The sequence below is a fragment of the Streptomyces sp. NPDC058620 genome (assembly GCF_042717135.1).
Classification (GTDB): Bacteria; Actinomycetota; Actinomycetes; order Streptomycetales; family Streptomycetaceae; genus Streptomyces.
Genome location: NZ_JBHXQO010000035.1, coordinates 20,992 through 46,404 on the forward strand (window position 1 = coordinate 20,992; position 25,413 = coordinate 46,404).

At 70.7% G+C, this 25,413-nt stretch carries 25 protein-coding genes; 11 read left to right on the forward strand and 14 right to left on the reverse strand.

Annotated features, from left to right (window positions below):
* Positions 1 to 157: 157 nt before the first annotated feature.
* Positions 158 to 853 (reverse strand): hypothetical protein, encoded by a 696-nt coding sequence (locus ACFWSK_RS26440; protein ID WP_383790951.1) that lies wholly within the window; start codon positions 851 to 853, stop codon positions 158 to 160.
* A gap of 229 nt (positions 854 to 1,082) precedes the next feature.
* On the opposite strand from ACFWSK_RS26440, the gene ACFWSK_RS26445 reads away from it, so the two are divergent.
* From ACFWSK_RS26445 to lnt, 4 genes are all read left to right on the forward strand, one after another.
* Positions 1,083 to 2,057 carry a ferric reductase-like transmembrane domain-containing protein gene (locus ACFWSK_RS26445; RefSeq protein ID WP_383790954.1) on the forward strand — a complete coding sequence of 325 codons (975 nt, stop codon included), beginning with the start codon at positions 1,083 to 1,085 and terminating at the stop codon, positions 2,055 to 2,057.
* A gap of 223 nt (positions 2,058 to 2,280) precedes the next feature.
* Positions 2,281 to 3,147 (forward strand): universal stress protein, encoded by an 867-nt coding sequence (locus ACFWSK_RS26450; RefSeq protein ID WP_383790957.1) that lies wholly within the window; start codon positions 2,281 to 2,283, stop codon positions 3,145 to 3,147.
* Positions 3,148 to 3,241: 94 nt separating this feature from the next.
* Positions 3,242 to 3,718, forward strand: a complete 477-nt coding sequence (locus ACFWSK_RS26455) for a nuclear transport factor 2 family protein (protein ID WP_383790960.1) — start codon at positions 3,242 to 3,244, stop codon at positions 3,716 to 3,718.
* Between the two features lie 154 nt (positions 3,719 to 3,872).
* Positions 3,873 to 5,540: an apolipoprotein N-acyltransferase gene (gene lnt, locus ACFWSK_RS26460; protein WP_383791084.1), complete on the forward strand. Its 1,668-nt coding sequence runs from the start codon at positions 3,873 to 3,875 to the stop codon at positions 5,538 to 5,540.
* On the opposite strand, the gene ACFWSK_RS26465 is transcribed toward lnt, so the two are convergent.
* Both ACFWSK_RS26465 and ACFWSK_RS26470 read right to left on the reverse strand, forming a co-directional pair.
* Positions 5,464 to 6,369, reverse strand: coding sequence for a Gfo/Idh/MocA family protein (locus ACFWSK_RS26465; protein ID WP_383791087.1), 906 nt, complete (start codon positions 6,367 to 6,369; stop codon positions 5,464 to 5,466). The genes lnt and ACFWSK_RS26465 overlap by 77 nt on opposite strands.
* A gap of 20 nt (positions 6,370 to 6,389) precedes the next feature.
* A complete protein-coding gene (locus ACFWSK_RS26470) occupies positions 6,390 to 7,586 on the reverse strand; it encodes an FAD-dependent monooxygenase (RefSeq protein ID WP_383790963.1) in 1,197 nt (398 codons plus the stop codon).
* Between the two features lie 76 nt (positions 7,587 to 7,662).
* On the opposite strand from ACFWSK_RS26470, the gene ACFWSK_RS26475 reads away from it, so the two are divergent.
* Together ACFWSK_RS26475 and ACFWSK_RS26480 are read left to right on the forward strand one after the other, a co-directional pair.
* The gene (locus ACFWSK_RS26475) at positions 7,663 to 8,289 is read left to right on the forward strand and encodes a TetR/AcrR family transcriptional regulator (protein ID WP_383790966.1); all 627 of its coding nucleotides are present in this window, start codon (positions 7,663 to 7,665) and stop codon (positions 8,287 to 8,289) included.
* A 41-nt stretch (positions 8,290 to 8,330) separates the two neighbouring features.
* Positions 8,331 to 8,846, forward strand: a complete 516-nt coding sequence (locus ACFWSK_RS26480; protein WP_383790969.1) for a DinB family protein — start codon at positions 8,331 to 8,333, stop codon at positions 8,844 to 8,846.
* Positions 8,847 to 9,593: 747 nt separating this feature from the next.
* On the opposite strand, the gene ACFWSK_RS26485 is transcribed toward ACFWSK_RS26480, so the two are convergent.
* The 7 genes from ACFWSK_RS26485 to ACFWSK_RS26515 all read right to left on the reverse strand — a co-directional run bounded on the left by ACFWSK_RS26485 (position 9,594) and on the right by ACFWSK_RS26515 (position 15,676).
* A complete protein-coding gene (locus ACFWSK_RS26485; protein WP_383790973.1) occupies positions 9,594 to 10,067 on the reverse strand; it encodes a hypothetical protein in 474 nt (157 codons plus the stop codon).
* A gap of 129 nt (positions 10,068 to 10,196) precedes the next feature.
* The gene (locus ACFWSK_RS26490; RefSeq protein WP_383790975.1) at positions 10,197 to 10,880 is read right to left on the reverse strand and encodes a uracil-DNA glycosylase; all 684 of its coding nucleotides are present in this window, start codon (positions 10,878 to 10,880) and stop codon (positions 10,197 to 10,199) included.
* A gap of 77 nt (positions 10,881 to 10,957) precedes the next feature.
* Complete coding sequence (locus ACFWSK_RS26495; RefSeq protein ID WP_383790977.1) at positions 10,958 to 12,538, reverse strand: ABC transporter substrate-binding protein; 1,581 nt, start codon at positions 12,536 to 12,538, stop codon at positions 10,958 to 10,960.
* A gap of 117 nt (positions 12,539 to 12,655) precedes the next feature.
* Positions 12,656 to 13,411, reverse strand: coding sequence for an SDR family oxidoreductase (locus ACFWSK_RS26500; protein ID WP_383790980.1), 756 nt, complete (start codon positions 13,409 to 13,411; stop codon positions 12,656 to 12,658).
* 17 nt (positions 13,412 to 13,428) lie between these two features.
* Complete coding sequence (gene fabG / locus ACFWSK_RS26505; protein WP_362846299.1) at positions 13,429 to 14,190, reverse strand: 3-oxoacyl-ACP reductase FabG; 762 nt, start codon at positions 14,188 to 14,190, stop codon at positions 13,429 to 13,431.
* Positions 14,191 to 14,405: 215 nt separating this feature from the next.
* A complete protein-coding gene (locus ACFWSK_RS26510) occupies positions 14,406 to 14,789 on the reverse strand; it encodes a DUF3037 domain-containing protein (protein ID WP_383790983.1) in 384 nt (127 codons plus the stop codon).
* Positions 14,786 to 15,676, reverse strand: a complete 891-nt coding sequence (locus ACFWSK_RS26515; RefSeq protein WP_383790986.1) for a HipA family kinase — start codon at positions 15,674 to 15,676, stop codon at positions 14,786 to 14,788. The genes ACFWSK_RS26510 and ACFWSK_RS26515 overlap by 4 nt, the downstream gene beginning before the upstream one ends.
* A 444-nt stretch (positions 15,677 to 16,120) precedes the next feature.
* Here ACFWSK_RS26515 and ACFWSK_RS26520 point away from each other — a divergent pair, with 444 nt between their 5' ends.
* Positions 16,121 to 17,620, forward strand: coding sequence for a hypothetical protein (locus ACFWSK_RS26520; protein ID WP_383790989.1), 1,500 nt, complete (start codon positions 16,121 to 16,123; stop codon positions 17,618 to 17,620).
* 365 nt (positions 17,621 to 17,985) lie between these two features.
* Here the strand turns inward: ACFWSK_RS26520 and ACFWSK_RS26525 are convergent, their stop codons facing one another.
* Positions 17,986 to 19,473 carry a SulP family inorganic anion transporter gene (locus ACFWSK_RS26525; protein WP_383790991.1) on the reverse strand — a complete coding sequence of 496 codons (1,488 nt, stop codon included), beginning with the start codon at positions 19,471 to 19,473 and terminating at the stop codon, positions 17,986 to 17,988.
* A gap of 324 nt (positions 19,474 to 19,797) precedes the next feature.
* On the opposite strand from ACFWSK_RS26525, the gene ACFWSK_RS26530 reads away from it, so the two are divergent.
* On the forward strand, positions 19,798 to 20,220 hold the full coding sequence (locus ACFWSK_RS26530) for a MerR family transcriptional regulator (RefSeq protein WP_383790994.1): 423 nt from the start codon (positions 19,798 to 19,800) through the stop codon (positions 20,218 to 20,220).
* Positions 20,221 to 20,318: 98 nt separating this feature from the next.
* Entirely contained in the window at positions 20,319 to 20,756 is a 438-nt protein-coding gene (locus tag ACFWSK_RS26535; RefSeq protein WP_383790997.1) for a Rieske (2Fe-2S) protein, read from the forward strand.
* On the opposite strand, the gene ACFWSK_RS26540 is transcribed toward ACFWSK_RS26535, so the two are convergent.
* Positions 20,743 to 21,411: a cysteine hydrolase gene (locus ACFWSK_RS26540; protein ID WP_383791000.1), complete on the reverse strand. Its 669-nt coding sequence runs from the start codon at positions 21,409 to 21,411 to the stop codon at positions 20,743 to 20,745. The genes ACFWSK_RS26535 and ACFWSK_RS26540 overlap by 14 nt on opposite strands.
* Before the next feature lie 123 nt (positions 21,412 to 21,534).
* Here ACFWSK_RS26540 and ACFWSK_RS26545 point away from each other — a divergent pair, with 123 nt between their 5' ends.
* A complete protein-coding gene (locus ACFWSK_RS26545) occupies positions 21,535 to 22,005 on the forward strand; it encodes a pyridoxamine 5'-phosphate oxidase family protein (RefSeq protein ID WP_383791003.1) in 471 nt (156 codons plus the stop codon).
* 28 nt (positions 22,006 to 22,033) lie between these two features.
* Here the strand turns inward: ACFWSK_RS26545 and ACFWSK_RS26550 are convergent, their stop codons facing one another.
* Complete coding sequence (locus ACFWSK_RS26550; protein ID WP_383791006.1) at positions 22,034 to 22,942, reverse strand: LysR family transcriptional regulator; 909 nt, start codon at positions 22,940 to 22,942, stop codon at positions 22,034 to 22,036.
* Between the two features lie 74 nt (positions 22,943 to 23,016).
* Here ACFWSK_RS26550 and ACFWSK_RS26555 point away from each other — a divergent pair, with 74 nt between their 5' ends.
* Positions 23,017 to 24,066 (forward strand): DMT family transporter, encoded by a 1,050-nt coding sequence (locus ACFWSK_RS26555; protein ID WP_383791009.1) that lies wholly within the window; start codon positions 23,017 to 23,019, stop codon positions 24,064 to 24,066.
* Here the strand turns inward: ACFWSK_RS26555 and ACFWSK_RS26560 are convergent.
* Positions 24,053 to 25,384 (reverse strand): aminotransferase class I/II-fold pyridoxal phosphate-dependent enzyme, encoded by a 1,332-nt coding sequence (locus tag ACFWSK_RS26560; protein WP_383791012.1) that lies wholly within the window; start codon positions 25,382 to 25,384, stop codon positions 24,053 to 24,055. The genes ACFWSK_RS26555 and ACFWSK_RS26560 overlap by 14 nt on opposite strands.
* Positions 25,385 to 25,413: the final 29 nt, after the last annotated feature.

Consider the following 25,413-nt stretch of genomic DNA (forward strand, 5'->3'; position numbering starts at 1 on the left):
TCCTTCGCGTCTTGCGCGGAGCCGCGGCGTATCCACGCGGGCTCCTCGTGACCGGCTCCCCCGGCCTGTCGGAGTACGTCAGGGAGCGGAAACCGGCATGCCTGTCACGGGCGCGTGCACGCGAGCCGCGCGCACGTCCCGGAAGCCGCCCGGCAGGTCAGTGGGCGAATGAAGGCCGGACGGAGAGGCCGTTCGGAGGCGGGCCGCGCAGGGACAGGCCGTGCAGCAGCAGAAGTTCCCGGGGACGGCGTCCCGGCCTGCGCCGCTTGCGCCATCGTGTGACCGGCGCCGCGGGCGCATCGACGGTCCACAGCCGCCAGGCGGTGTGCAGGGGTGCGGCGACGAACAGGGCGAGGGAGCGGCCGAGCTGGACGAGAGCGATCTCGCCGCGCCACAGCCACCAGCCGCAGACCAGACCCGCGACCAGGTGGGCCGCCGCCATGCCCGTGGTGAGCACGGAACCGTCGAAGGCCCCCGCGAAGGCCAGGTCCGACGGACCGCCGGCCATCGCGTCGTGGGCCGAGTGGTCCATGACGCCGGAGTGGTGTCCGGATGCGTGGCCGGCCGATGCGCCGGCCGTGGACGGTGCACCGGACGCGGGGGACGGGAGCGAGCTGAACAAGGTGTGCAGTGACACCTGGCCCAGGACGCTCGCGGCGACGACGACGGAGGCGGTCCGTTCCCTGCCCGCCAGCCACCACCCGGCGCCGCTCACCAGCAGCAGGGCGGCCCCCAGGGCGGAAAGCGGGAGCGGCCCGCCGGACATGTGGGCGTGCCCGAGCCCGGACACGGAGACGCACACGACCGCGAACAACACGGCGTGTACGAAGCGGAGTGCGGGTCCGGCCCCCATGACCGCCATCGTGCCAGTGCCACCCGTCCCCGTGAGAAGACCATCACATCCTGATATCAGGCGACTTGACCCGCCATGAAATGACACCTTCACCAGTGATCCATGTCACATGGAACCCGGGGGAACTTTCCGCAGCCCGCACCCGACTGCTCCAAAGACGCACCCCCGCACGCCTGGTGGCCCGGGACCGCACCCGCCGCACCGCCGACGCGACTGAAGAGGCCGCACGATGAAGCCGTCCCCAGCGCCCCCCGCACCCGAACCCGCCGAGGCGGACGCCCCCGCCGCGGGAACCGGCGGCCGGCCGCCGCGCCCCACGCTGCGCTCCGATCTCAGGGCCTCGCTGCCCGACGGACTCGTCGCCCTGGCCGTGACCGGGGCGGTGTTCGCGCTCCTCTACGTCCGGATCAGGGCCAAGACCTCCTCGACGGTGTCCGTCATGCCGTTCATGGCCGACGCGGGCGGCTTCTGGATGTACTTCCTGAGCCAGGCATTCGGCTGGTCCGCGCTGCTGTGGGCGTGGGGCACCGTCGTTCTCGGCCTGCTGCTCTCCGGCCCCCGTCCGCGCCGGCTCCCGCTGACCGGCCCCCGCCTCGAACGCCTCCACCGCACCACGAGCCTCAACACCATGGCGCTGATCGCGGCTCACGCCCTGCTCTTCGCCGCCGAACTCTTCCGGCACGACACCGCACGGTGGCACTCGGCGCTCGCCACCGCGTTGGTGGAGGCGTTCGTGCCGGGCGGGTACGACTCCGGCACGGGCCGGATCGCCATCCCCGTCGGCCAGGCCGCGCTGTACCTCGCGATTCCGCTCGGCCTGCTCTTCTACGTCAGAGACCGCATCGGCCCCAAAACCTGGCGGGTGCTGCACCGTTGCGTGATCGTCGTGTACGTCCTGAGCGTCTGGCACACGCTGCTCTACGGGACGAACGTCTGGTACGACGGATGGTTCCGGACCAGCGTCTGGCTCCTCCAGCTCCCGATCGCGGCCCTTCTGCTTCTGCGGCTGCTGCGGCCCGCTCGCCGCTCGGAGCGCCTGCCCCGGCCCGGCACCGGTTCGCCGGCGGGCTGGACCCTGCGCCTCACCGGCCGGCTGGCGGTCGCGGGTGTCGCTGTCGCCGTCCTCGCGGTCGTGCTCAGCGGACACGACGGTGGCCGGGCCGTTCCGCCCGACGACACCTCCTCCACCCACAACCACGACTAGGTCTGCCGTCCGGCCCGCCCGGCCCGTCCGGCCCGTCCGGCCCGTCCGAAGGGCCCGGACGGGGGTGCGTCCCGGGCGGTGGCCGCCGTACGGCGTAGCCTTCGGACCGTGCCCCCGCTCCCGGCCGGAGGCGAAGGTCCCGCGACCGGGGCCGCACGTCCCTCCCCTCCGCCGTGCGGAGGGACCGGGTCGGGAGGTGCACCACCCGACCCCGGAGGGAATCATGACCGCTACCGACCTACCCGTGATCGCCGCGATCGACGGCTCCGCGCACAGCATGCAGGCGCTCGACTGGGCCGCCCAGGAGGCCCTTCGGAGGCAGTTGCCCCTGATGATCGTGCACGTGCGGCCGCCGGCCCGGCGGACGAGCCAGGAGTCCCAGCTCCGGGAGGCCGAGGAACTGCTGACGGAGTCCGTACGGCGGACCGCTCTGCTCGCGCCGGGGCTGCACCCGTCGACCCTCGCCCCACAGGACTTTCCGGCGGCGGCCCTGATCTCGCTCAGCCAGGACGCGTCGATGGTCGTGGTCGGCTCGCGCGGCCTGGGCGGTTTCCGTTCCCTCATGATCGGCTCCAACAGCCTGGCGGTCGCGTCGATGGCGGCGTGCCCGGTCGTCGTCGTCCACGGCGAGAGCCGCGCGGACGAGGACGAGGAGGACGCGGCGGAGGCGTTCCCGGACATCGTGGCGGGGGTGGCCGCCGACGAGAGCAGTGGTGCGGTGCTGGAGTTCGCCTTCTCGACGGCCGCGACCCGGCCCGGTGCCCGGCTGCGGCTCGTGCACGGGTGGACGATGTTCTCCTCCATGCTGTCCGGCGGCCCCGTCTTCGACAGGGAAGCGGCGGCGAACGCGGCGGAGCGGAGCCTCGCGGAGGTGACCGCGGGCTGGCAGGAGAAGTACCCGCAGGTCGAGGTCGTACGCGAACCGGTCAGCGGTTCGGCCTCGCGCACCCTGGTCACGGCCTCGGGCACGGCGGCGCTGACCGTCGTCGGCCGGCGCAGGGGCGGCGAGGAACTCGGTCTCGGCCTCTCCCCCGTCGCCCAGACGACGGCGACGCACGCGCTCGGCCCGGTCGCCGTCGTCCCCTGCTGACCCGGCATCCGGCCACCGGCAGTGGTGGGCCCCCGGTCCCACCGGTCGTTGCAGGCCCCTTGGCCTGACGGGCGCGGTGGCCGAGACTTGGCCGATGACACAACGCGTGGCTCTGGCAACGGTGATGGACCAGCTCTCCATCGACGCGGTGATCACCGGCTACGCGGTGGCGGTGGACGACGGCGCGTGGGAGGACTACCGCGCGCTGTTCGTGCCTGAGGGCCGGGCCGACTACCGGAGCGCGGGCGGTATTGAAGGCCCGGCCGCCGACGTCTCCGAGTGGCTTGCCGAGACCATGCGGCTCTTCCCTGTCCGCCAGCACCTGATCGTCAACCGGCTGCTCGACCTCCAGGATCTGGGCGGCTATCCCGGCGACCACGCGCAGGTGCGGGCCGACTACCTCAACCCGATGCGACTCGACGCCGGCGGCCGGGACACGGCCGCGGGCGGGGAGACGGCACCGAACTTCGTATCCGGCGGCCGCTACACCTTCGAACTGCTCCGCACGGAGCCGGGCTGGCGCATCCTCACCGTCGTCGTCCACGAGAAGTGGCGGCGCGTCCCGGGCTGATCCGGCCTCGGACCGTGCCCGGGCGACGCGCCCGCGCACGCACGCCCGCTGTCCGCCCCGGACGCTCTCCTCCACACTGGGACCACAGCCTGACCATGCGGCGACGGACATCGCTCACCAGGCAGGACGAGGAGGGCGCGGGATGGGCATGCGGATGGGGCGAGCCCCGGCCGGCCGGATTCCGGACGACCGGTCTCCCGCCGACGCGGACTCCGCGGGCGGTGCCCCCGTAGGCCGGCGCGAGCGGGGCGCGGCGCTGCTGCGGTCGCCCTGGTGGCGCGGTGCCGCGGCCCTGTTGGCGGGCGCCCTGCCCGCCCTCGCGTTTCCCGAGCCGTCGCTCGGGTGGTTCGGGTACCTCGCGCTGGTGCCCTGGCTCCTGTTGATCCGCTCGGCGCCGACGGCCCGACGGGCCGCTCTCGACGGCTGGCTGGGCGGGATCGGCTTCGTCATCGGCGTCCATCACTGGCTGATGCCGAGCCTGCATGTGTTCATCGTCGTGCTGGCCGCACTGATCGGCCTGATGTGGGCGCCCTGGGGTGTGCTCGTCGCCCGGCTGCTCGGCGGATCTCCGTCGGCCGCGCGCTGCGCGGCGGCCGTCGTCGCGGTCCCGTCCGGGTGGCTGATGATCGAGCTGGTGCGGTCCTGGGAAGGGCTCGGCGGCCCCTGGGGGCTGCTCGGTGCCGGCCAGTGGGAGTTCGCGCCCGCTCTGCGGGTGGCCTCGGTGGGCGGCGTATGGCTGGTGAGCCTGCTCGTCCTCGCGGTGAACACCGCCCTCGTCCTGCTGCTCGTCTCACCGCCGGCCCGCACGACGGCGGCCGCGTCGCTCGTGGTCTGCGCGCTGGCCGTGGGCGCCGTCTGGGCCTGGGCGCCACAGCCGGAGCGCACCGGACAGGCCCGGATCGCGGTGGTGCAGCCGGGTGTGGTGGAGGGCACGGGCAGCGTCGAGCGCCGCCTGGCACGCAGTGCGGAGCTGACGCGCGGACTCGCGGACCAGGACGTCGATCTGGTCGTGTGGGGGGAGAGCAGCGTCGGCGTGGATCTGACGCGCGACCCCGCGACCGCGGCCCGGCTCGCGGAGCTGTCGCGCCGCGTCGGGGCGGAGGTGCTGGTCAATACGGACGCCCGGCGGACGGACGACGCGGCACGGAACGGAATCTACAAGTCCGCGGTCCTGGTGGGTCCGGACGGACCGACCGGGGACCGCTACGACAAGATGCGCCTGGTCCCGTTCGGCGAGTACGTGCCGTTCCGTTCGGTGCTGGGCTGGGCCACCTCGGTCGGCAAGGCCGCGGGCGAGGACCGGCTGCGCGGGACCCGCCCGGTGGTGATGGACCTGCCCGGCCCCGACGGGCTGCGGCTCGGACCGCTGGTGTGCTTCGAGTCCGCGTTCCCCGACATGAGCAGGCAACTGACCCGGGACGGCGCCCAGGTGCTGATCGCCCAGTCGTCGACCTCGACGTTCCAGCACAGCTGGGCACCCGGTCAGCACGCCTCGCTCGGCGCCCTGCGGGCGGCCGAGAGCGGGCGTCCGATGGTGCACGCCACGCTCACCGGCACGAGTGCGGTGTACGGCCCGCTGGGCGAGAAGGTGGGCTCACCGCTCGGTACGGACGAGAGCAAGGCCGCCGTCTTCGACGTGCCTCTCGCGACGGGCACCACGCTCTACGTGCGGCTCGGCGACTGGGCGGTGTACGCGGCTCTGGCGGTGCTGGCCGCCCTGGGCGCCGCCGAGGGGACGCGGCTGCTCAGAGGGCCTGCTCCAGGGCGTCCCGGACCACTCGCTCGCACAGCTCATGGGTCGCCAGAGCGTCCCGGGCGCTGAGCACCTTCCCGGCCCGCACCGCGTCCAGGAACGACAGCACGCTCTGCTCGATGCCCCGCTGACGGGCCACCGGCACCCAGTCGCCGCGCCGCCGCACGCTGGGCTGGCCCTTGTGATCGATGATCTCGGCGAGGTTGAGCACCTGGCGCTTGGAGTCCTGGCCCGACACCTCCAGGATCTCCTCGGTCGATCCGTTGAGGCGGTTCATCATTCCGATCGCGGTGAAGCCCTCGCCGGACAGCTGGAGCACGACGTGGTGCATCAGTCCGTCGACGATCCTCGCCCGCACTACGGTGCTCTCGACCGGTCCCGGCACCAGGAAGCGCAGGGTGTCGACGACATGGATGAAGTCGTCGAGCACCATGGTCCGCGGGTCCTCGGGCAGCCCCACCCGGTTCTTCTGCATGAGGATCAGCTCGCGCGGGTGCTCGGCGCACTGTGCGTATCCGGGGGCGAGCCGGCGGTTGAACCCCACGGCGAGGCTGACGCCGCGTTCCTCGGCGAGCGTCACCAGCCGTGCGGAGTCGTCGTACGCGTAGGCGAGCGGCTTGTCGACGTACGTGGGGACGCCCGCTTCGACGAGACGTCCTGTGATCTCCGGGTGTACCGCTGTGGGGGCGTGCACGAAGGCCGCGTCGAGCCCCTGGGCGAGCAGCGATTCGAGGTCCGTGTGGCACTGCCGCGTGGGAATCCGGTGGGTCTCCGCGACGGCGGCCAGAGTGGCCGGGGTGCGGGTCTGCAGATGCAGTTCGACCCCGGGCAGTGTGCTCAGCACCGGCAGGTACGCCTTCTGCGCGATGTCGCCGAGCCCGATACAGCCGACCTTCACAGGGGTCTCCCTCATCACTGTCATATGCGCGTCCTCGGTTCCGCAGCATACGTGCGCTGCGGCGGCTGCCAGTCGGCGATGCCGTCGAGGGAGCGCAGGACGAGTCCGGGGCCGAGACGGGCGACGGTGGCCATGAGGCCGTCGCGGAGTGCGACGGCGGGGGCGCTGGACCAGGCCATCAGCCGGGCGACCTGTGCCGACTTGCGGACCACCGCGGTGGTACGGGGCAGCCTGGCCGCGCTGTACGCCGCGAGACCTTCTCCGAGGTCTCCGCCGGGGGCGACGTGGTGGGCGAGGACGATGGCGTCCTCGATGGCCTGGTTGCCGCCCTGGGCGAGCATGGGCGCCATGGCGTGCGCGGCGTCACCGACCAGCACGGCGCGGCCCCGGTGGAAGGACGGCAGGGGGTCGGCCATGTGGTGCACGTCGTGGCGGAGTATCCGGTCCGGTTCGGTGGCGGCGATGATCGCGGGAATCGGGTCGTGCCAGTCACCGAACCTGCGCAGGAGTTCGGCCTTCTCGTCGTCGGCCCTGCCTCCGGCGGGTGTGACGGCGCCCGCGTAGGCGTAGATGCGGCCGTCCTTCAGCGGGTGGGTGCCCCAGAGTGCCCCCTTGCCCCAGCTCTCGTGCGGAGCGAAGGGGCGCCCGAGGCCGGGGACCATGGCGCGCCAGGTGGTGAATCCGGCGTACGAGGGCCCGGGGTGGCGGGGGAAGAGCATGCCGCGCACCGCCGAGTGGATGCCGTCCGCGCCGATCACGAGGTCGGCCTCGATGTCTCCGGAGGGCGTCCGGACGACGGCCCGGCGGCCTCCGGCGCTGCCCGGGCTCACGAGTTCCGCCGGGGTGCCGGTACGGAGCGCCGATGCGGGCAGTTCGGCGGTGAGGATGCCGACCAGGGTGGCGCGGTGGAGCAGGACCAGCGCACCGCCGAAGCGCTCGGCGGCGGCCACGTTGTCCGTACGGGCCAGCCAGCGGCCGCTCGGGGAGCGCATGCCGCCCTCGCCCTCCCAGGCGGCCAGGGACCTGACCGCGTCGCCCAGCCCGATGACGTCCAGCGCCCGCTGGGAGTTGGGCGCGAGGCTGATGGCCGCGCCGACGGGTTCGAGTGAGTCCGCGCGCTCCAGAACGGTCACCTGCCAGCCGCTCCGGTGCAGGGCCACACCCGTGGTGAGACCGCCGATTCCGCTGCCGATGACGACTGCGTGGTTCCTGGTCATGACGCCCCCTCGCAACTACACCTGTAGTGACACCTCCACCGTACTACAGGTGTAGTTTCGAGGGTAGGTTGGCTCCATGGCCACACGTACCGACGGGACGCCCGGCAGGTCCCGCGCCGACCTGATCGCCGACACGGCACTGACCCTCCTCGTCGAGCGGGGGATGCGGGGACTCACCCACCGCGCGGTGGACGAGCGCGCCGGACTCCCCCAGGGCTCGACGTCGAACCACGCGCGCACCCGGCAGGCCCTGCTGGAGGCTGCCGTGCGCCGCCTCGCGGAGCAGGAGGCGCGCATCCTGGACCCAGGCCGGCTCCCACGGCCCGGCGGCGAAGCCGCGGCGCCCGGAGACCCGGACCAGGTGGCCGCCGTACTGGCGCTAGCGTTGCACCGCTATCTGACGTGCCACCCCGAATACCCGGTCTGCCGCTACGAGCTGGCCCTGGAGGCCACCCGGCGCCCGGAGCTCCGGGCGTTCTTCGACGCGGCGGGCCGGCAGTTCCGCGAGCCGCTGGTGGCACTGATGACCGCGGCGGGGTCGGCCGAACCGGAACGCCACGCGCTGTCCCTCGTGGCCTGGTGCGAAGGAATGATGTTCTCGTGCGCCGCCGGCTCGTACAGCGACTCCGTACCGACCGAGGCCGAACTGCGGACGGGGATCAGCGAACTCCTGCACGGAATGCTGGCGCCGCGGAGTCGGTAACAGCTGGCCAGGTCCATGATCCATCGGCGAGTATGACCGGCATGACGACACCTGAACGCATCGAACCCGACATAGACGCCGCCGAACGCCCGATGCTCGAAGGCTGGTTGGACTTCCACCGCGAGACGCTGGCCTCGAAATGCGCGGGCCTCACCGACGCCCAGCTGCGGGAGGCGTCCGTGCCTCCGTCGGAGTTCACACTCCTCGGGCTGGTGCGGCACATGGCGGAGGTCGAGCGCGGCTGGTTCCGCGAGGTCCTGGTCGGTGAGGACGTGCCGCCGATCTACGGAACGGACGAGGACCCCGACGGCGAGTTCCATCTCAGCGAGACGGACACCTGGGAGGAGGCGCACACGACCTGGCGCGCAGAGATCGAGCAGGCCAGGACGAACGCGGCGAAGTACGGGCTCGACGACCTGTCGGTCGGTCTGAGCCAGAGGCGCGGCAAGCCGTTCAACCTCCGCTGGATCTACACGCACATGATCGAGGAGTACGCGCGGCACAACGGTCACGCGGATCTCGTCCGGGAGCGGATCGACGGCGCGGCCGGCGTCTGATCCACCCAAGCAGGGCCGTGGCCGGCGTTCGGGCGCCCGCGTGCGCCCGGCCCTCGGCCGTCAGCCCCCGGACCCCCTGCGGTGTCTCCGGGCGCCGTCCCGCTGACCGGGTCACCCGTGCGGGCCAATCAGGGCCCGACCGGCACCCGTCGAGCCCCGCGCACCAGCAGAGTTGGCGGGTGCATCGAACCAGAATCACAGCGAACCTCCTGGTGGGAGTGGCTGTCACGGCCGTCTCCGGCTGCGTGTCGGTGGAGCCGCAGGCCGCCGTCCCACCCCGGCCCGAGACCAGCCGACCCGTCCAGGACGTGGCCCCGCAGATCGTGCAGCCACCCGTCCGGGAGTCCCTCGAATCCCTGCCGGACCCCACGCCGTCCGCCTCCGCCCCCCGCCCGGGGCGCCTTCCGGGCCCGGCCGTGCCGAGCCGCGCGCACCTCGGCAGCGCGGACCCGCCCAGGCACCTCCCCGGCGGGTACCGCACCAGGCCCCCCGTGTGCCTCCCGCCGTCGTGCCGGCTGCGCCCGGCGCACATCCGGCAGGGACGGATGTCTGCGCTCTCGGGCGGGGCTACGGGGGCTGGCGCGCGGGCAGCACCGAGGCGAGGATCTGCGAGGAGACCTACGGCCGCTGATCGCGGCCGAGGGGCCCGAGCGCCCGAGCCTCCCCCTGCGTACCACGCGTGGACCGCCGGAGGTGTACCGCTCATGAACCACTGGGGCCCGTCGCGTCATCCGACGGGCCTCGGCCTCACCGGTCGCGCATCCGCCGCTCCAGCCGTCCGATGGCGGCGCGCACCCCTCCCCCGTACCCGTCGTGCGTGAGCACGCCGGCGGCGTCCCGCGCCCGGTCCAGATGGAGGCGGGCCGCCTCGGGGTGGTGAAGTCTCAGATAGTCCGCCGCGAGACTGAGATGCAGCGAGGGGTAGAAGGCGCGCACGGCGAGCGCGTCCTGGTGCTCGGCCACGCGCTCGTCGGTCAGGCCGTCCGCCGCGGTCAGCGCCCGCAGGTCCCAGGCCAGCTCGTCCTCGGGGTCGTCCTGGGTGTCGGCCATGTAGTGCGCGAGGGTGCAGCGGTGCAGGGCGTCGCCGTCCTCGCCGATCTCCGACCAGATGGCGGCGAAGCGATTCCGGGCCTCTTCCCGGTCCCCGCCGTGGAGCAGCATGATCGCCTGGCCGATCCTGGTCATGACGGCGTCCCGTGCCGCTTCCTGCTGCTCTGTCACTGCGGTCTCCTTCGCGCCCGTCCGGCCCGTACCGGTCGTCCTGACGCTAGCCGCCGCAGGGGAGAAACCCGCTCAGGCACGGACCCGGCCCGCCGTCCGGGTCCGTGCACGGTCAGCGCGGCCGCACGGTCAGCCGAGGTCGGGGATGCGCCAGTCGATGGCCTCGTGGCCCTGGGCGGCGACCGCCTCGTTGATAGCGGTGAACGGGCGGGAGCCGAACCACCGCTTCGCGGAGAGCGGTGAGGGGTGCGCGCCCTTCACCACGATGTGGCGCTCCTCGTCGATCAGCGGGAGCTTCTTCTGGGCGTAGTTGCCCCAGAGCACGAAGACAGCGGGGTCAGGGCGCGCGGCCACGGCCCTGATCACCGCGTCGGTGACCTTCTCCCAGCCCTTGCCCTTGTGCGAGTTCGCCTCGCCGCCCCGGACCGTCAGGACGGCGTTGAGCAGGAGGACGCCCTGCTCGGCCCACGGCATCAGATATCCGTTGTCCGGGATGGGCAGGCCGAGCTCCGCCTGCATCTCCTTGTAGATGTTGCGCAGCGAGGGGGGCGTCTTGACGCCCGGCTGCACGGAGAAGCACAGTCCGTGCCCCTGGCCCGCGCCGTGGTAGGGGTCCTGGCCGAGGATGAGGACCTTCACCCGCTCGTACGGAGTGGCGTCCAGCGCGGCGAAGACCTGCTCGCGCGGCGGATACACCGGCCCCTTGGCCCGCTCTTCCTCGACGAAGTCCGCAAGCTCCTTGAAATACGGCTTCTGCAGCTCTTCGCCGAGGACGCCGCGCCAGGACTCGGGCAGCAGGTCGGTGTCGGTCACGTCCACAACCTCCGGTAAGCAATCAGTTCTTGACCACAGAACCTACCGGGGGCCACTGACAACGGACCCCGCGAGCCCTACCAGCTGGTCTTCCGGTACAGCTCCCACAGCTGCATGACCGTCTGCGGGTCCAGGGCCCGCTCGCCGCCGCCGATGTCCTCGCCCGCCGCGACGTACAGCTTGCCCTGCCACAGCGGCAGGAGCCGGACGTCTTCGACGAGGATCTGCTGGGCCTGCTCGAAATGCTTGCTGACCGCACCCCGGTCGCTCTCCTGGCGGGAGGACGGCAGCAGTTCGTCGGTGATCTCCGCGTTCAGGTACGGAGTGCCGGTGACGCTCTCCTTGCCCACGAAGGGGGCGATGAAGTTGTCCGGGTCCGGGAAGTCCGGGAACCAGCCACGTCCGAAGACGGGGTACTTCCCCTTGGTGAATCCTTCCTGGAAAGCCGTCCAGGGCGCGCTCTTCAGCGTGATCTCGAACAGCCCGGACTCCTCCAGCTGGCGCTTCAGCTCGGCGAACTCCGGAGCGGTCGAGGAGCCGTACCGGTCGGTCGTGAACCAGAAGGTCATCTTGACCGGCTCGGTGATGCCGGCCTTGGTGAGGATGGACCTGGCCCTGGCCTCGCTGGGGTCGCCGAAGGTGTCGAAGAAGCTGGTGGTGTGACCGGCGATGCCCTTCGGCACCATCGAGTACAGGGGCTCCGCTGTGCCCTGGTAGACCTTGGCGACCAGGGCGTCACGGTTCACGAGCTGCGCGATGGCCCGGCGTACCGCCGGGTTCCCCGCCGCCGGGTCCTGCGGGTTGAAGACCAGGAACCGGATGTCAGCGCCGACCGTCTCGACGATCTGGAGACCGTTGTTGTCGGACTTGTTGTCCTCCAGGCTGACCACTTCCTCGGCGGTCAGACCGCGGTACGTGGCGTCGATCTCCTTCTTCTTCAGAGCGTTCACCATCGAGGCGGAGTCGTCGAAGTACCGGATGGTCACGGCGTTGTTCTTACGGTTGGCGAAGCCCTTGTAGTCGGGGTTCTTCGTCAGCTCCGAGATCTTCTTGGGCGTGTACGACTCCAGGAGGTACGGCCCCGAGCCGGTGACCTTCCCGTCGCTGCGGAGCTTGTCCTTGGGGTACTCGCCCGGCGCGACCAGCGACATCGCCGGCGTGGCCAGGATGAACGGGAACGTGGCGTCCGACTTGTTGAGGTGGAAGATCACCTCGTCGTCGCCCTTCGTCTCCACCCGGTCCAGGGAGCCCAGCATGCCGAGGGGGCCGCCCTTGACCTTGATGGTCCTGATGCGGTCGATGGAGTGCTTCACGGCCTCCGCATCGATCTTCTCGCCGTTGGAGAACTTCAGATTCTTACGGAGCGTGCACCGGTAGGCCATGCTCGTCTCGTCGGTGAACGTGCAGGAGTCGGCCGCATCGGGCTCGGGACTCGTGCTGCCCGTGGGGAAACTCACCAGGGTCTGGAAGACATTCCGCATCAGCTCCCAGGAGCCGTCCCAGGCCGCGGCGGGGTCGAGCGTCGAGGGTGAGCTCGTCGTACCGACCGTTATCTGCTGATCCGTCTCGGAACTACTGTCGGACAGCAGACCGCAGCCGGCCAGCAATGACAGGGAAGCAAGGGCTGCAGCAGCCTGCAGACTGGCCCGGTAGAACACGTGCACGCTCCTCGATCAGCCATGGGTCGGCAGACCATACCGCAGCGCCCCATCGGGTCAATCCGCTGGCCCGACGGGGCACTTGAGTCAATCAGGGTGAAATCCACTCAGGCCGTATCAGGCCACGCCCGCGTTCAGGAAGATCCCGCCGTCCACGACGAGAGTCTGCCCCGTGATCCAGTCGGACTGGGCGGAGGTGAGGAACGCCGCCGCACCGCCGATGTCCTCCGGTACGCCGAGCCGGCCGAGCGGGTAGGCGGCGGCCGCCTCCGCCTCACGGCCCTCGTACAGCGCCTCGGCGAACTTGGTCTTCACCACGGCCGGGGCGATCGCGTTGACCCGGACGACCGGCGCGAACTCGTGCGCCAGCTGAAGGGTCAGGTTGACCATGGCGGCCTTGCTCATGCCGTACGCGCCGATGAACGGCGAGGCGGAGACACCGGCGACCGAGGCGATGTTGACGATCGCCCCGCCGTTGTCCTTCTGCCACGCCTTCCAGGTCTGCTGGGCGAAGCCGAGCGCCGAGATCACATTGGTCTCGTAGACCTTGCGGGCGACGTTGAGGTCGAGCTCCGCCATGGGGCCGAACACCGGGTTCGTACCGGCGTTGTTGATCAAGAAGTCGACCCGGCCGAAGACCTCCATGGTGTGGGCGACGGCCGCGGCCTGGTGGGCCTCGTCGTGCGCCTTGCCGGCGATGCCGGTCACCCGGTCGGCGCCGAGCTTCTCGACGGCCTCCTTGAGCGCGTCCTCCCCCCGGCCCGTGATGCAGACCCGGTCGCCGCGGGCGACGAGCGCCTCGGCGATCCCGTAACCGATACCGCGGCTCGCACCCGTGATGAGGGCGACCCTGCCACTGTCCTGCACAGTCATGTCCCTTGCCCTTCGGGTTAGTTGAGCGGTCCGCCGGCGACGTACATGACCTGGCCGGAGACGAAGCCCGCGTCGTCGCCCGTAAAGAAGGCGATGGCGTTGGCGATGTCCTCGGGGTGTCCTACGCGCTGCACGGGGATCTGGGTGGCCGCCGCGGCCTGGAACTCCTCGAAGCCCATGCCGACCCGGGCCGCCGTCTGGGCGGTCATCTCGGTGACGATGAAGCCGGGTGCCACGGCGTTGGCGGTGATGCCGAACTTGCCGAGCTCCTTGGCGAGGGTCTTCGTGAAGCCCTGGAGACCGGCCTTCACGGCGGAGTAGTTGGCCTGACCCCGGTTGCCCAGCGCCGAGGAGGAGGACAGCGACACGATCCGGCCGAACTTGGCGTCCACCATGTGCTTCTGGACGGCCTTGGCCATCAGGAACGCGCCCTTGAGGTGCACGTTCATCACGAGGTCCCAGTCGGACTCGCTCATCTTGAAGAGCAGGTTGTCACGGAGGACACCCGCGTTGTTGACGAGGATCGTCGGGGCGCCCAGCTCGGCGGCGACCCGCGCGACGGCGGCCTCCACCTGCGCGCTGTCCGACACATCGCAGCCGACCGCGAGGGCGGTGCCCCCGGCGGCGGTGATCTTCTCGACCGTGTCCTTGCAGGCCGCCTCGTCGAGGTCGAGTACGGCTACGGCGCGGCCCTCGGCCGCCAGACGCACTGCGGTGGCGGCGCCAATGCCCCGCGCCGCTCCCGTCACGATGGCGACGCGCTGCTCGGTGGTGGACATGCTTGGTTCTCCTCGCCCTTGGATCGCGGCTCAGCGGACGTGGGACATTCCCTGACAGAAAGTTCCCGATGGCTGAGCAACCGCTTAGTACCTTCAGCAGACGAGACGCTAGAAGCCCTGGCACCCGGTGTCAACGGCCCACGGGCGCCGGGGCGCATGTCACACTCGGCGGCGCTGCGGCCCGGCCCTCCCCCGCGGCGCCGCCGAGTACCCGATCAGCGCACGAGCAGGTCGAGCAGCCGTTCGACCTCGGCCGCCGGGTCGGCCGTGAGCCCGCTGTGCACGGCGCCCGGCTGGACCACCGTGGAACGCGGCGCGATCAGCCAGCGGAAGCGCCGGCCGGGGTCGTCGCCCGACGCCTGGCCCGCCGCGTCGCCGCCGTCGCAGACCCCCTCCACGGCCCGCAGGGCGGCCCGTACGCCGACCACGTCGGCCTGTGGGTCCAGCGCCGCGAGCTTGCGCTCGTCGAGGTGCGTACGGGCGGCCACGAACGACTTCGCCCGGCAGTACACGAGCACGCCCGCGTTGAAGCACTCGCCGCGCTCCACCCTGGGGACGACCCGCAGCACGGCGTACTCGAAGACATCGCGCTGGGTCATCGGACGCCGTCCTTGCTGCTCTGCTCGTTACTGCTCCGGGCGTCGCCGCTCTGCGCGTCGCGCTTGTCCGCCGCCTGGGGGGCGAGTCGCCCGGCGAGCCAGCCCGGCGCCTGCGAGGGCTTCGTCCGGGTCGGCGCGTCCAGCGAGATCCGCTCGTGGATGCTGCCCGCGCGCGCCAGCAGCGGTGCCACATAGGCCCGGCGCAACGCGTCCGTCGAATCGAAACCGGGCTCGTCGACCAGCCACTCGTCGGGTACGTCGGCGACGACCTCGGTGAGCAGTTCCTCGGTGACGAGCGGGGCCAGCTCGGCAGCCGCGGCCGCGACGTCGGGGCCGAAGGGCGCGAGCACGTGGTCCGACGCGTTGTAGGGCTTGGCGGCCGAGGTCTGGGCTCCCGGCCAGTTGTGGTGCCAGATCATCGTGGCGCCGTGGTCGATCAGCCAGGGATCTCCGTGCCAGACCAGCATGTTGGGGTTCCGCCACGACCGGTCGACGTTGTTGATCAGCGCGTCGAACCAGATGACCTTCCCGGCCTCGGCCGGTTCCACCTCGTAGGCGAGCGGATCGAAGCCCAGCGAGCCGGGAAGGTAGTCCATGCCGAGGTTCAGGCCGCCGCTCGCCTTGAGCAGCTCCTGGACCTCCTGGTCGGGCTCGGCGAGCCCGATGACGGGGTCGAGCTGAATGGTCACGAGCTCCGGGACACGCAGCCCCAGCCGGCGGCCGAGCTCCCCGCAGACGACCTCGGCCACGAGGGTCTTGCGGCCCTGGCCCGCTCCGGTGAATTTCATGACATACGTACCGAGATCGTCGGCCTCGACGATGCCGGGGAGCGAGCCGCCCTCACGCAGGGGCGTGACGTAGCGGGTCGCCGTGACTTCTGTGAGCATTTCCCCAGGCTATCGGGCCCGCCGTCAGGTCCTCGCGAGCGCTGGTACGGGCGAGAGTCCACTCACCCGGGGCCGGGACCATTCACCGCGTGCCAGAAGTCACCTCGCCTGCCGCTCATTTACCGTTCAATTCAGTAGTAGTGACGGCGGGGCTCCTGTCAGCTACAGCCCTGGGTTGCACTGACAGAACTGCGGTAGGAGCCTGGAAGAGCCACCACTTCGGACGAGAAACGCAGTCTGCGTTCTGCGTTCAATACAAGGGCGGCAGACCGGAATGGCCTCGTGCCGCAGGTTGGATACACCGGCGGTACCCAGTCGGAGGGGCTTGACTGGAGGTGGGGTGAAGTAGGCGGCGACGTTGGCAATGCTGACTTGCCATCAGCACATCGAGCATTCGCGTTCTCATGACCACGAGGTGAGGCGGTCGCGGTGTCACGCATACGCATGGCGGTCGAGATTCACAATGAGTCGTCCGTACCGCTCGCGTGGGCCACGGACAAGATTGACTGGGGAGATTGGACCGACCCGTGGTACCCCTCGCGGGCCAGTCCCATCGCTCCCGGAAAGACTGCGGAATGGCGGGCCGAGGGAGACCTGTTCATCGAACCGACGACCGGCACTGAGGGCAGAGTCTGGTACAACGTGAATGGCGACCCTGGGCGGCAGTTGTACATACACTTCAACAGCCCTCTGATCGAGTCCCAGTACGGGAATACGTTCCACGTCTGGGCACCGCCGGGTTTCGAAGTGGCGTACAACGGCGGCCAGGGTCACGAGGGCCGACTTGTCATTCGTCTCCGGGAGACCGCACGTCGCCAGGTTCCCGGATTCACGCCGTCTGTCAACGGGTTCCAGTTTGCGAACCACTGGAATCCTGGCCTTCCCGCCATGACCGTCGGCTTCCTCTGGAATCGACTGCTCGACGAACTCGGCGGGGCAGCCGCCAGCACCCTGGGAATCGCCCGCGTCGATGACGATTGGCTGCCCATCACACAGGCTCAGGCGGGAATGTGCGGTGGAATGACGTTCGGCGCCATGGACTACTTTGCCGCCGGTAAGCTCCCGCCTGCTCCGACGACGGCGCCTGACTCCGAAGCCGACCCGCTCTTCCAGTTCATCAGGGGCCGACTGCTTGACAGCTTCGACATCACCGGTTCCGGGCACCGGTGGCTGGGGTACTCCTCGCCGCACTACCCGAACGGCGACGAAGGGGTCATTCAGGTGGCAGGACTGGCTCGTGGCCGCTCTTGGGTGACCTACCGGGACGAGTGGCCGCGAATCCGGGACGACATCGACGCAGGAAGGTTGTCGCCGATCGGGCTGATTCAGACCGGCTCGCTCGACATCGGCAAAAACCACCAAGTGCTTGCCCACGCTTATCAACAGAGCGGTCAGGTCGTCCAGCTCTGGGTGTACGACAACAACTACCCGCGCGAAGACGGCCTGCATCTCCAGTTCGACATCACCGACACAGCGGGCGAGGTCCACGTCCAACGCCTTGGCCCCTATCGTCCTGGTGAGCCGCGGATCTTCTGCATCTTCCGCACCAACGGCTATAACCCACATACGCCGCCGGACGGACGTCCGTTGCCACCGGCCGCACCGTCCCCGGCCGAGATGCCTCCCGCCGATATCATCAAGGCGCTGGACAAAATCTGCGTGGACTTCAGTGTCACTGAGACCGACCTACGCGACTGGCTTGCCAATCCGCTCTACACCCCCTACCCGGCCATTTCACAGGCCCTCCTGCTCCAGGGGTGGAAATTCAAGGCCCCGGTCTTCCTCGACGTCATCGTGTGGAACTACGAACACACACCTGGTGCAGCTTCCCCTCGTCGCGTAGATGAGGTGAACCGCGACATCTTGAAGGCGGCTGTCCTGCAGGGCTGGAATGTGCGCTACGCCACGCAGATCACAGACTTCAGCCAACTCCTGGCAGCCTGAAGCGGGCGGCTGACCTGTTGGGTCAACCCTGCTCGTCCGAACGGCAGGCACCGCCGCAGCAGCTGCCATGGCCGACGTCCCGGTCATGGCTGACCTGGCTGCGTTCAGTCGCAGGACATCGCTGCGAGCCTTCCGGTCCCTGCTCGCCCGCTCCGCCGTGGCGCGTAGTGCCTGCCCTTCTCCGCCGCCCGGACCACCCGCTCGTTGTAATCCAAACGTTCCAGGAACAGGGCTCCACCAAGCCCGAACGCTCACGAACTACGCGGCACCGCTCAGCCCGTGAGGCCCTGCCTCTCATCGCACGGTGCCTACGGTGAGACCCGTGGGGAAAGTCCGGGAAGCGTTGCGCCTGTCTCGTCGCCGACTCAGTGGCTGGCCAGTTCGCCGCTGAGCCTGGCATGGAGGTCCGCACTGAGGTCGTTCAGGCCGGTGATCTCGACGGTCTTGCCGCGCTGGGCGTACTTGGCCTGAATCGCGTCGAGGGCGGCGACGGACGAGGCGTCCCAGATGTGGGCGGCACTCAGGTCGATGACGACGTGGTCCGCGTCGGCGGCGTAGTCGAACCGTCCGACGAGGTCGTTGGACGAGGCGAAGAACAGCTCACCGGTCACGGCGTAGACCACCGTGCGGCCCTCGGGGTCCGTCACCGAGGTGACGTCGGCGAGGCGGGCGACGCGCTTGGCGAACACCACCATGGCGGTGACCGAGCCGACGACGACGCCGACGGCCAGGTTGTGGGTGGCAACGACGCAGCCGACGGTGATGACCATGACGGCGATCTCCCCGGCCGGCATACGGCGGAGTGTCCTGGGCGCGATGGAGTGCCAGTCGAACGTCGCGAACGACACCATCACCATCACGGCGACGAGGGCGGCCATCGGAATGTCGGAGACGATCGGGCCGCAGACGATGCAGAGCACCATGAGGAACGCACCGGCCAGGAAGGTGGACAGCCGGGTCCGGGCGCCCGAGACCTTCACGTTGATCATCGTCTGCCCGATCATCGCGCAGCCCCCCATGCCGCCGAAGAAGCCGGTGACGATGTTGGCGATGCCCTGCCCGATCGACTCGCGGGTCTTGTTGGAGTGGGTGTCGGTGATGTCGTCGACCAGCCTGGCCGTCATCAGCGACTCCATCAGGCCCACCAGCGCCATCCCGAAGGCGTACGGAGCGATCGTCGTCAGCGTGTCCATGGTGAACGGCACGTCCGGCAGGCCGGGCACCGGCAGCGAGGAGGGCAGCTCACCCTTGTCCCCCACGGTCGGCACGGCGATCCCGGCCGCCACGGTGATGACGGTGAGGATGGCGATGGAGACCAGCGGGGCCGGGATCGCGGTGGTGATCCTGGGGAAGAACACCATCAGCGCCAGACCGCCCGCCAGGAGCGGGTACACCGGCCACGGCACGTCGTGCAGCTCGGGGACCTGGGCCATGAAGACCAGGATGGCCAGGGAGTTGACGAAGCCGACCATCACCGAACGCGGAATGAACCGCAGCAGCTTGGCCACACCGAGCGCACCGAGCACGACCTGGAAGACACCGGCCAGGATCACGGCCGCGATCAGGTAGCCCAGCCCGTGCTCCCGGTTCAGCGGCGCGATGACCAGCGCCACGGCACCGGTCGCCGCCGAGATCATCGCCCGGCGTCCGCCGACGACCGAGATGACCACGGCCATCGTGAACGAGGCGAACAGACCCATCGCTGGATCGACGCCGGCGATGATCGAGAACGAAATCGCCTCCGGGATCAGCGCGAGCGCGACCACCAGGCCGGCCAGCACCTCGGTACGCCACACCCTGGGGTCGGCGAACCAGTCCGGACGCAGACCGCGCAGCCGCGCGGCAGGAGACACAACGGAAGAAGACAACGAACGGTGACCTGTCGTGCTCGGGCGCACTCCGCTGGGGCGTACGGAAGGAATCGGAGGAGCCGGGTCGGCACCCCGCGGTCGGCCCTCGGAGCGAGCCTGAGGTCAAGGCCGGACTGAGGGGTGGCCGGTGTGCACCGGTGCAGGAATCGGGTGGCCACCGGGGGCTCCATCGGCCCCGGCACGGCACAGGGCGGGGCCGCAGCAGGCGCCCTCACCACGGGCAACTCTACCCTAACGTTAGAGTAGAGATCGGCGGGGTCGCACGGGCTCGGCCCGCCAGGGACGAGAAGGGCCAGGACCACACGCGTGGACGACAAGCACATGCGGATCGGCGAAGTCGCCGCGCGGACGGAGTTGTCCCTGCGCACCATCCGGCATTACGAGGAGTCGGGCCTCGTCGCCCCCTCCGCCCGCTCCCAGGGCGGCTTCCGCCTCTACACCGAGGCGGACGTCGCCCGGCTGATGGTCATCCGGCGCATGAAGCCGCTCGGCTTCACCCTCGACCAGATGCGCGAGCTACTGGATGCCACCGACCGCCTCGACGCCGGGACCGGCCTCGAAGCGGTCGAACGCGAGGCGCTGATGGGTCGCGTGCGCGCGTACGAGCAGGCCGCAACCGAGCAGGTCGACAAGCTCCGCGTCCAGCTGGCCCGCGCGGAGGAGTTCGCCGCCACGCTCCGGAGTCGCCTGGAGCAGGGCGCACCCGGCACCTCCGCCGAAACGCCCTGATCCGCCACCCGGACGGAACTCCTCCCGTTCTTGAACACGGCGGCGTTCGCTCCCGTATGCATGGTCGACGTCATGTATCCGATGAAGGGAAAGCCGGCATGAGCGCAGCGCAGGAGCGTCAGGTCCGCCTCGGGCGCCGCACCGTGATGACCGCGGTCGGTGCCGCGGGGGTGGCCGCCGCACTCACCGCGTGCGGCAGCGAAGCGGCCGGGGACGGGGACGGGGACGGGGACGCAGCGAACACGGGTGGCGAAGTCCTCGGAAAGACCGCCGACATCCCCGAGGGCGGCGGAGTGGTCTTCGCCGACCGGGGCGTCGTGGTGACACAGCCGAAGGCCGGTGAATTCAAGGCGTTCTCGTCGAAGTGCACCCACCAGGGCTGCTCGGTGAAAGGCATCTCGGGCGGCGTCATCAACTGTCCCTGTCACGGGAGCACCTTCGACGCGGAGACCGGCGCGGTGACCGGCGGACCCGCGACCCAGCCGCTGCCCGCCAAGGCCATCACGGTCGAGGGCGGGTCGATCAGCCTGGCGTGACCCCTCCCCGCCGCCCCGCCCGCCGCCAGCAGGCCAGCGCCTCGTCGGTGGTCGTGATCGTCGCGACGAGCGCGAGCGTGTTGCGGATCATCGCGGGGGTGTACTCGGCGGGCACCCCCGCGATGGCGTCGGCCGGCACCACCGCCGTATAGCCGAGGTTCACCGCGTCGAAGACGGCGTTCGGGATCGCCACATTGGCCGAGACCCCGGTGACGACCAGCGTCCGGCAGCCCAGATTGCGCAGCAGCGCGTCCACGTCCGTCCCGGCCAGCGGGGACAGACCGTGCAGTCGCCGTACGACGAAGTCCTCGTCCGCCACCTCGATGGGAGCGGCGATCCGTACCGCCGTACTGCCGGTGTACTGCTGGACGGGCAGCCGGGCCGCGGCCCGGAAGAGGCGGGCGTTGCGGTTGGCGCCGCGCCCGTCCGGGCGGCGCTCGGCGACGGCGTGCAGGACCTGGACCCCCGATTCGTGTGCCCCGGCGACGAGGCGCGCGATCCTGGTGAGCGCGCCGGAGGACCTGGCCTCCTTGGCGAGCTCGGGCAGCGCGCTGTCGTCGCCCACGACGCCCTGCTGGCATTCGACGGTCAGCAGGACGGTGGTCGCCGGATCGAGCTGCGCGGCGAGGTGCTCCTTCGACTGTTTCGAGGGCACGGCGTCCCCTTTCGTACGTGTCGGCCGGGCGCGCGACGCTAGCGCCCATTGCGTGACGAAGGAAGAGGCTCCATGCTTCCTGACACACAGTCAGAGAACTGGCCCAGCAGGAGGGAACGCCCCATGACCGCCACTCAGCGGCGAGGCCGCCGGATCATGATGACCCCCGGCGAACGGGATTCCTACCTCACCGAACAGCGCACGTGCCGGGTGGCCACCGTCTCCGAGGACGGCCGTCCGCACATCGGGGCCCTGTGGTACGTCTGGGACGGCACCTCACTCTGGCTGTACTCGATCACCCGGAGTCTGCGCTGGTCCCAGCTGCGCCAGGACCCGCGTCTCGCCGTGGTCGTCGACGACGGAGCGGAGTACGGCGACCTGCGCGGCGTGGAACTCTCCGGTACGGCCGTCACCGTCGGCGAGGCTCCCCGTACCGGCGAGACCTGCGCCGAACTGGACGCACCCGAGCGGTTGTTCGCGGCGAAGTACTTCGGCCTCGAGGACATGCCGCACGACGGCCGGCACGCCTGGCTGCGCCTCACGCCGGACGCCGTCACCTCCTGGGACTTCCGGAAGCTGGCGGGCCTTTCGTAGCCACCCCCTGGCAGCACCATCGGCGCGGTCAGGGTGCGTCCAGCGCCCGGCCCGCCGTGCGCAGCGCCTCGACCGCCGCCCTGATCGAGGGCCGCCGGTCCGCGTCGGTCCGCCACACCGCATGGATGTGGCGCCGCATCTTCTGCCGTACGGGCACCAGGCGTACCCCGTCCGGCACCGGTCCGCGCCCGAGCCGGGGCGCCACGCACACCCCGAAACCGGCGGCGATCAGGGCGAGTTGGGTGTGGTGCTCGCCCGCCAGGTGTGCGATGCGGGGCTCGATCCCCTTGGAGCGCAGGGTGAACATCAGCCACTCGTAACAGAATTCACCCTCGGGCCAGGACACCCATTCGTCGTCGGCGAAGTCCTCCAGATCGACTTCGGCACGGTCCGCGAGCGGATGGCCGGCCGGCATGGCGATGTCCGGTGCGTCGTCGAGGAGTTCGGCCTTGGCGAGACCGCCGGGGACAGGCAGCCGCTTGTTGCTCCAGTCGAGCACCACCGCGAGGTCGCTGTCGCCGCGGAGCACCGCGCGGATGCCGTCCTCGGGCTCCAGCTCCGTCGTACGGACCTTCAGTTCGGGGTGGTCCGCACGCAGCGCCGTGAGTGCGGCGGGGAAGAGGCCGCGGGCCGCGGTCGGAAATGCCGCGAGCCGGACCTCGCCCACCACCCGGCCGCGCTGCGCCTCGATGTCGGACTGCGCTAGCGCCACCTGGGAGAGGATCCGGGCCGCATGATCGGCGAGCAGCCGCCCAGCGTCGGTGAGGCGGACCCCGCGACCGTTCTTGGCGAGCAGTTGCTGGCCGACTTCCCGTTCCAGTTTGGCCATCTGCTGCGAGACGGCCGATGTCGTGACGTGCAGCCCGTCGGCGGCCCCGCTCACCGAGCCGTGCCGGGCGAGGGCATCCAGCGTCCGAAGCCGCTCCAGATTCAACATGTAAGAAATGCTACGCGAAGCTCGCCAGAAAGTCTCACTTGTCCTACGCGGTCTCGCTGGTCATCCTTGAGCTCATGAACGCCCCTTCCGCCCCGCGAGCAGTTCCCGGGACCCCGTCCTCCGCCGAGCACCCTCCCCCACCGGACCTCCCCGCCGACGCCGGCCGCCGGTCGGTCGACTGGCGCATCCGCTTCGCCGCGCTCGCGCTCATCTGGGGCTTCAGCTTCCTGCTCATCAAGGTGGGCACCGACGGGTACGCCCCGCTCCAGGTCTCCTTCGGCCGCCTGTTCTCGGGAGCGGCGGTGCTCGCCGTCGCCATGGTGGTGCGCCGTGAGCGGCTGCCGCGCTCGGTGAAGACCTGGGGCCACCTGTTCGTCGCCGCACTGTTCCTGAACGCCCTTCCGTTCTCGCTGTTCGCCTACGCGGAACTGACCATCCCGTCGACGCTGGCGGGGATCTGCAACGCCACTTCGCCGTTGTGGGGCATGGCGCTCTCGCTCGTCGCACTCTCCGAGGACCGGCCGACCCGCCGCCGCGTCGCCGGCCTCGGACTCGGCTTCATCGGTGTACTGACGGTGCTCGGTGCCTGGCAGGGCTTCTCCGGCCTGGACTTCGCCGGTACGGCGATGGCACTGCTCGCCGCCCTCTGCTACCCGATCGGCTGGATCTACGTTCGCCGGACCCTGACCGGCAACGACTCGTCCGCACTGGCGCTGACGGGCAGCCAGCTCCTCGTCGCCACCGTCCAACTCGCCCTGGTGACACCCTTCTTCACCGCCGCTCCGGACGGGTTCCCGCTGCTGCCGACCCTCTCGGTCCTGGCCCTGGGATCGATCGGAACCGGCTTCGCCATGCTGCTCCAGTACGAGCTGGTGCAGGAGATCGGGCCGACCACCGCGCAGATGGTGACGTACTTCATCCCGGTCATCGCCACCGCCGCCGGAGTGGCCCTGCTCGGCGAGCAGCTGAGCTGGAACACTCCGGTCGGCGCCCTGATCGTCCTCGCCGGGGCCGCGCTCACCCAGAGCCGCGCCCGCTCCTCCGCCGGAAGTCCGCCCCGCAAGGCACGGCGGGAGCGAAACGGCCGGCGCACCGCCCGGGGCCGAGGGCTCAGCCGAAGCTGATCGGCCGGGCCGGGCCGGCCGCCGCGGCGACCGCGTCCGCCAGCGGTTCGATGTCGGCGGCGGTCAGCCCCGACACGGTGATCCGCACCCCCTGGGGTGCGGACATCCGGAAGCGCGCGCCGGGCGCCACCGCCCAGCCTGCGTGCAGCAGACGGGTCACGGCCCCGGTCTCGTCGCTGACGGGCACCCACACGTTCATCCCGCTCCGGCCGTACGCCGGGACCCCGCGCTCGGCCAGCGCCCGGACGAGAGCGTCCCGCCGCTCCGCGTACGCCCGGGCAACGGCCACCGAGTCGACGGCTTTCGAGGTCCACAGGTGCACCACGGCCTGTTGCAGCAGCCTGCTGACCCAGCCGGGTCCCAACTGCTGCCGCCCCGCCACCCGGTCGACCGTGACCGCGTCCCCGGTCAGCACGGCGAGCCGCAGATCGGGCCCGTACGCCTTCGCGACGGACCGCACGAACGCCCAGCGGTCCGTGATCCCGGTGAGCGGATGCAACGGCAGATCGACGATCGCGTGCCCGTGGTCGTCCTCGACCAGGAGGACTCCGGGGTGGCGGCCGAGGACCGCCCGCAGCTCGCGCGCCCGGCCGGCGCTCACCGCGGCGCCCGTGGGATTCTGCGCCCGGTCGGTGACCACCAGCGCCCGGGCGCCTCCCCGCAACGCCCGCTCCACATCCTCGGTCAGCGGGCCTTCGTCGTCCACGCCGACCGGCACGGCGTGCAGGCCCAGAGCGGGTACGAGGTCGAGCAGGCTGCCCCAGCCGGGGTCCTCGACGGCGACGGCGTCACCCGGCTTGAGATGCGCCGACAGCACGCGCTCGATCGCGTCCAGAGAGCCGGACGTGACGACCACGGGCCCCGCGCAGACCCCGTCGGCGTCCATGGCCGCCCGGGCCGACGCGACCAGTTCCGGAAGCACCGGCGCGTCCCCGTACATCCCCGGACGCGCCGTATGAGCGCGCGCCGCCGAGGCGAGCGCCTCACCGAGATCCGGCAGCAGGTCCGGGTCCGGGTTCCCCTCCCCCAAGTCCCGTACACCGGGCGGAGCTTCGACACGCAGTGAGCCGCGGGCGGTACTCGCCGGGCGCGGCCGGACCCGGCTACCCCGACGCCCTGCCGTCTCAATCACCCCGCGCTCGCGCAGGGTTCGGTAGGCAGCCGCCACGGTATTCGGATTGACCTCCAAACGGGCCGCCAACTCCCGCATGGGCGGTAGGACCTGGCCGGGCGCGAGGTCACCCGCCCCGACCGCCCGCTCCACACTCGCGGCAATCTCGGATGCACGCCGGCCACTGATCGGATAGTCTCCTAGCACAAAACATATTATGCACTAGTGCAATGGAG

Bases quoted from the DNA above. Each gene is read 5' to 3' on its own strand.
- ACFWSK_RS26555 (WP_383791009.1), top strand. From the start codon at position 23,017: ATGAACGCCCCTTCCGCCCCGCGAGCAGTTCCCGGGACCCCGTCCTCC.
- ACFWSK_RS26440 (WP_383790951.1), bottom strand. From the start codon at position 853: ATGGGGGCCGGACCCGCACTCCGCTTCGTACACGCCGTGTTGTTCGCG.
- ACFWSK_RS26480 (WP_383790969.1), top strand. From the start codon at position 8,331: ATGACGACACCTGAACGCATCGAACCCGACATAGACGCCGCCGAACGC.
- ACFWSK_RS26545 (WP_383791003.1), top strand. From the start codon at position 21,535: ATGACCGCCACTCAGCGGCGAGGCCGCCGGATCATGATGACCCCCGGC.
- ACFWSK_RS26470 (WP_383790963.1), bottom strand. From the start codon at position 7,586: ATGACCAGGAACCACGCAGTCGTCATCGGCAGCGGAATCGGCGGTCTC.
- ACFWSK_RS26500 (WP_383790980.1), bottom strand. From the start codon at position 13,411: ATGACTGTGCAGGACAGTGGCAGGGTCGCCCTCATCACGGGTGCGAGC.
- lnt (WP_383791084.1), top strand. From the start codon at position 3,873: ATGGGGCGAGCCCCGGCCGGCCGGATTCCGGACGACCGGTCTCCCGCC.
- fabG (WP_362846299.1), bottom strand. From the start codon at position 14,190: ATGTCCACCACCGAGCAGCGCGTCGCCATCGTGACGGGAGCGGCGCGG.
- ACFWSK_RS26445 (WP_383790954.1), top strand. From the start codon at position 1,083: ATGAAGCCGTCCCCAGCGCCCCCCGCACCCGAACCCGCCGAGGCGGAC.
- ACFWSK_RS26455 (WP_383790960.1), top strand. From the start codon at position 3,242: ATGACACAACGCGTGGCTCTGGCAACGGTGATGGACCAGCTCTCCATC.
- ACFWSK_RS26475 (WP_383790966.1), top strand. From the start codon at position 7,663: ATGGCCACACGTACCGACGGGACGCCCGGCAGGTCCCGCGCCGACCTG.
- ACFWSK_RS26450 (WP_383790957.1), top strand. From the start codon at position 2,281: ATGACCGCTACCGACCTACCCGTGATCGCCGCGATCGACGGCTCCGCG.
- ACFWSK_RS26550 (WP_383791006.1), bottom strand. From the start codon at position 22,942: ATGTTGAATCTGGAGCGGCTTCGGACGCTGGATGCCCTCGCCCGGCAC.
- ACFWSK_RS26510 (WP_383790983.1), bottom strand. From the start codon at position 14,789: ATGACCCAGCGCGATGTCTTCGAGTACGCCGTGCTGCGGGTCGTCCCC.
- ACFWSK_RS26520 (WP_383790989.1), top strand. From the start codon at position 16,121: ATGGCGGTCGAGATTCACAATGAGTCGTCCGTACCGCTCGCGTGGGCC.
- ACFWSK_RS26535 (WP_383790997.1), top strand. From the start codon at position 20,319: ATGAGCGCAGCGCAGGAGCGTCAGGTCCGCCTCGGGCGCCGCACCGTG.
- ACFWSK_RS26515 (WP_383790986.1), bottom strand. From the start codon at position 15,676: ATGCTCACAGAAGTCACGGCGACCCGCTACGTCACGCCCCTGCGTGAG.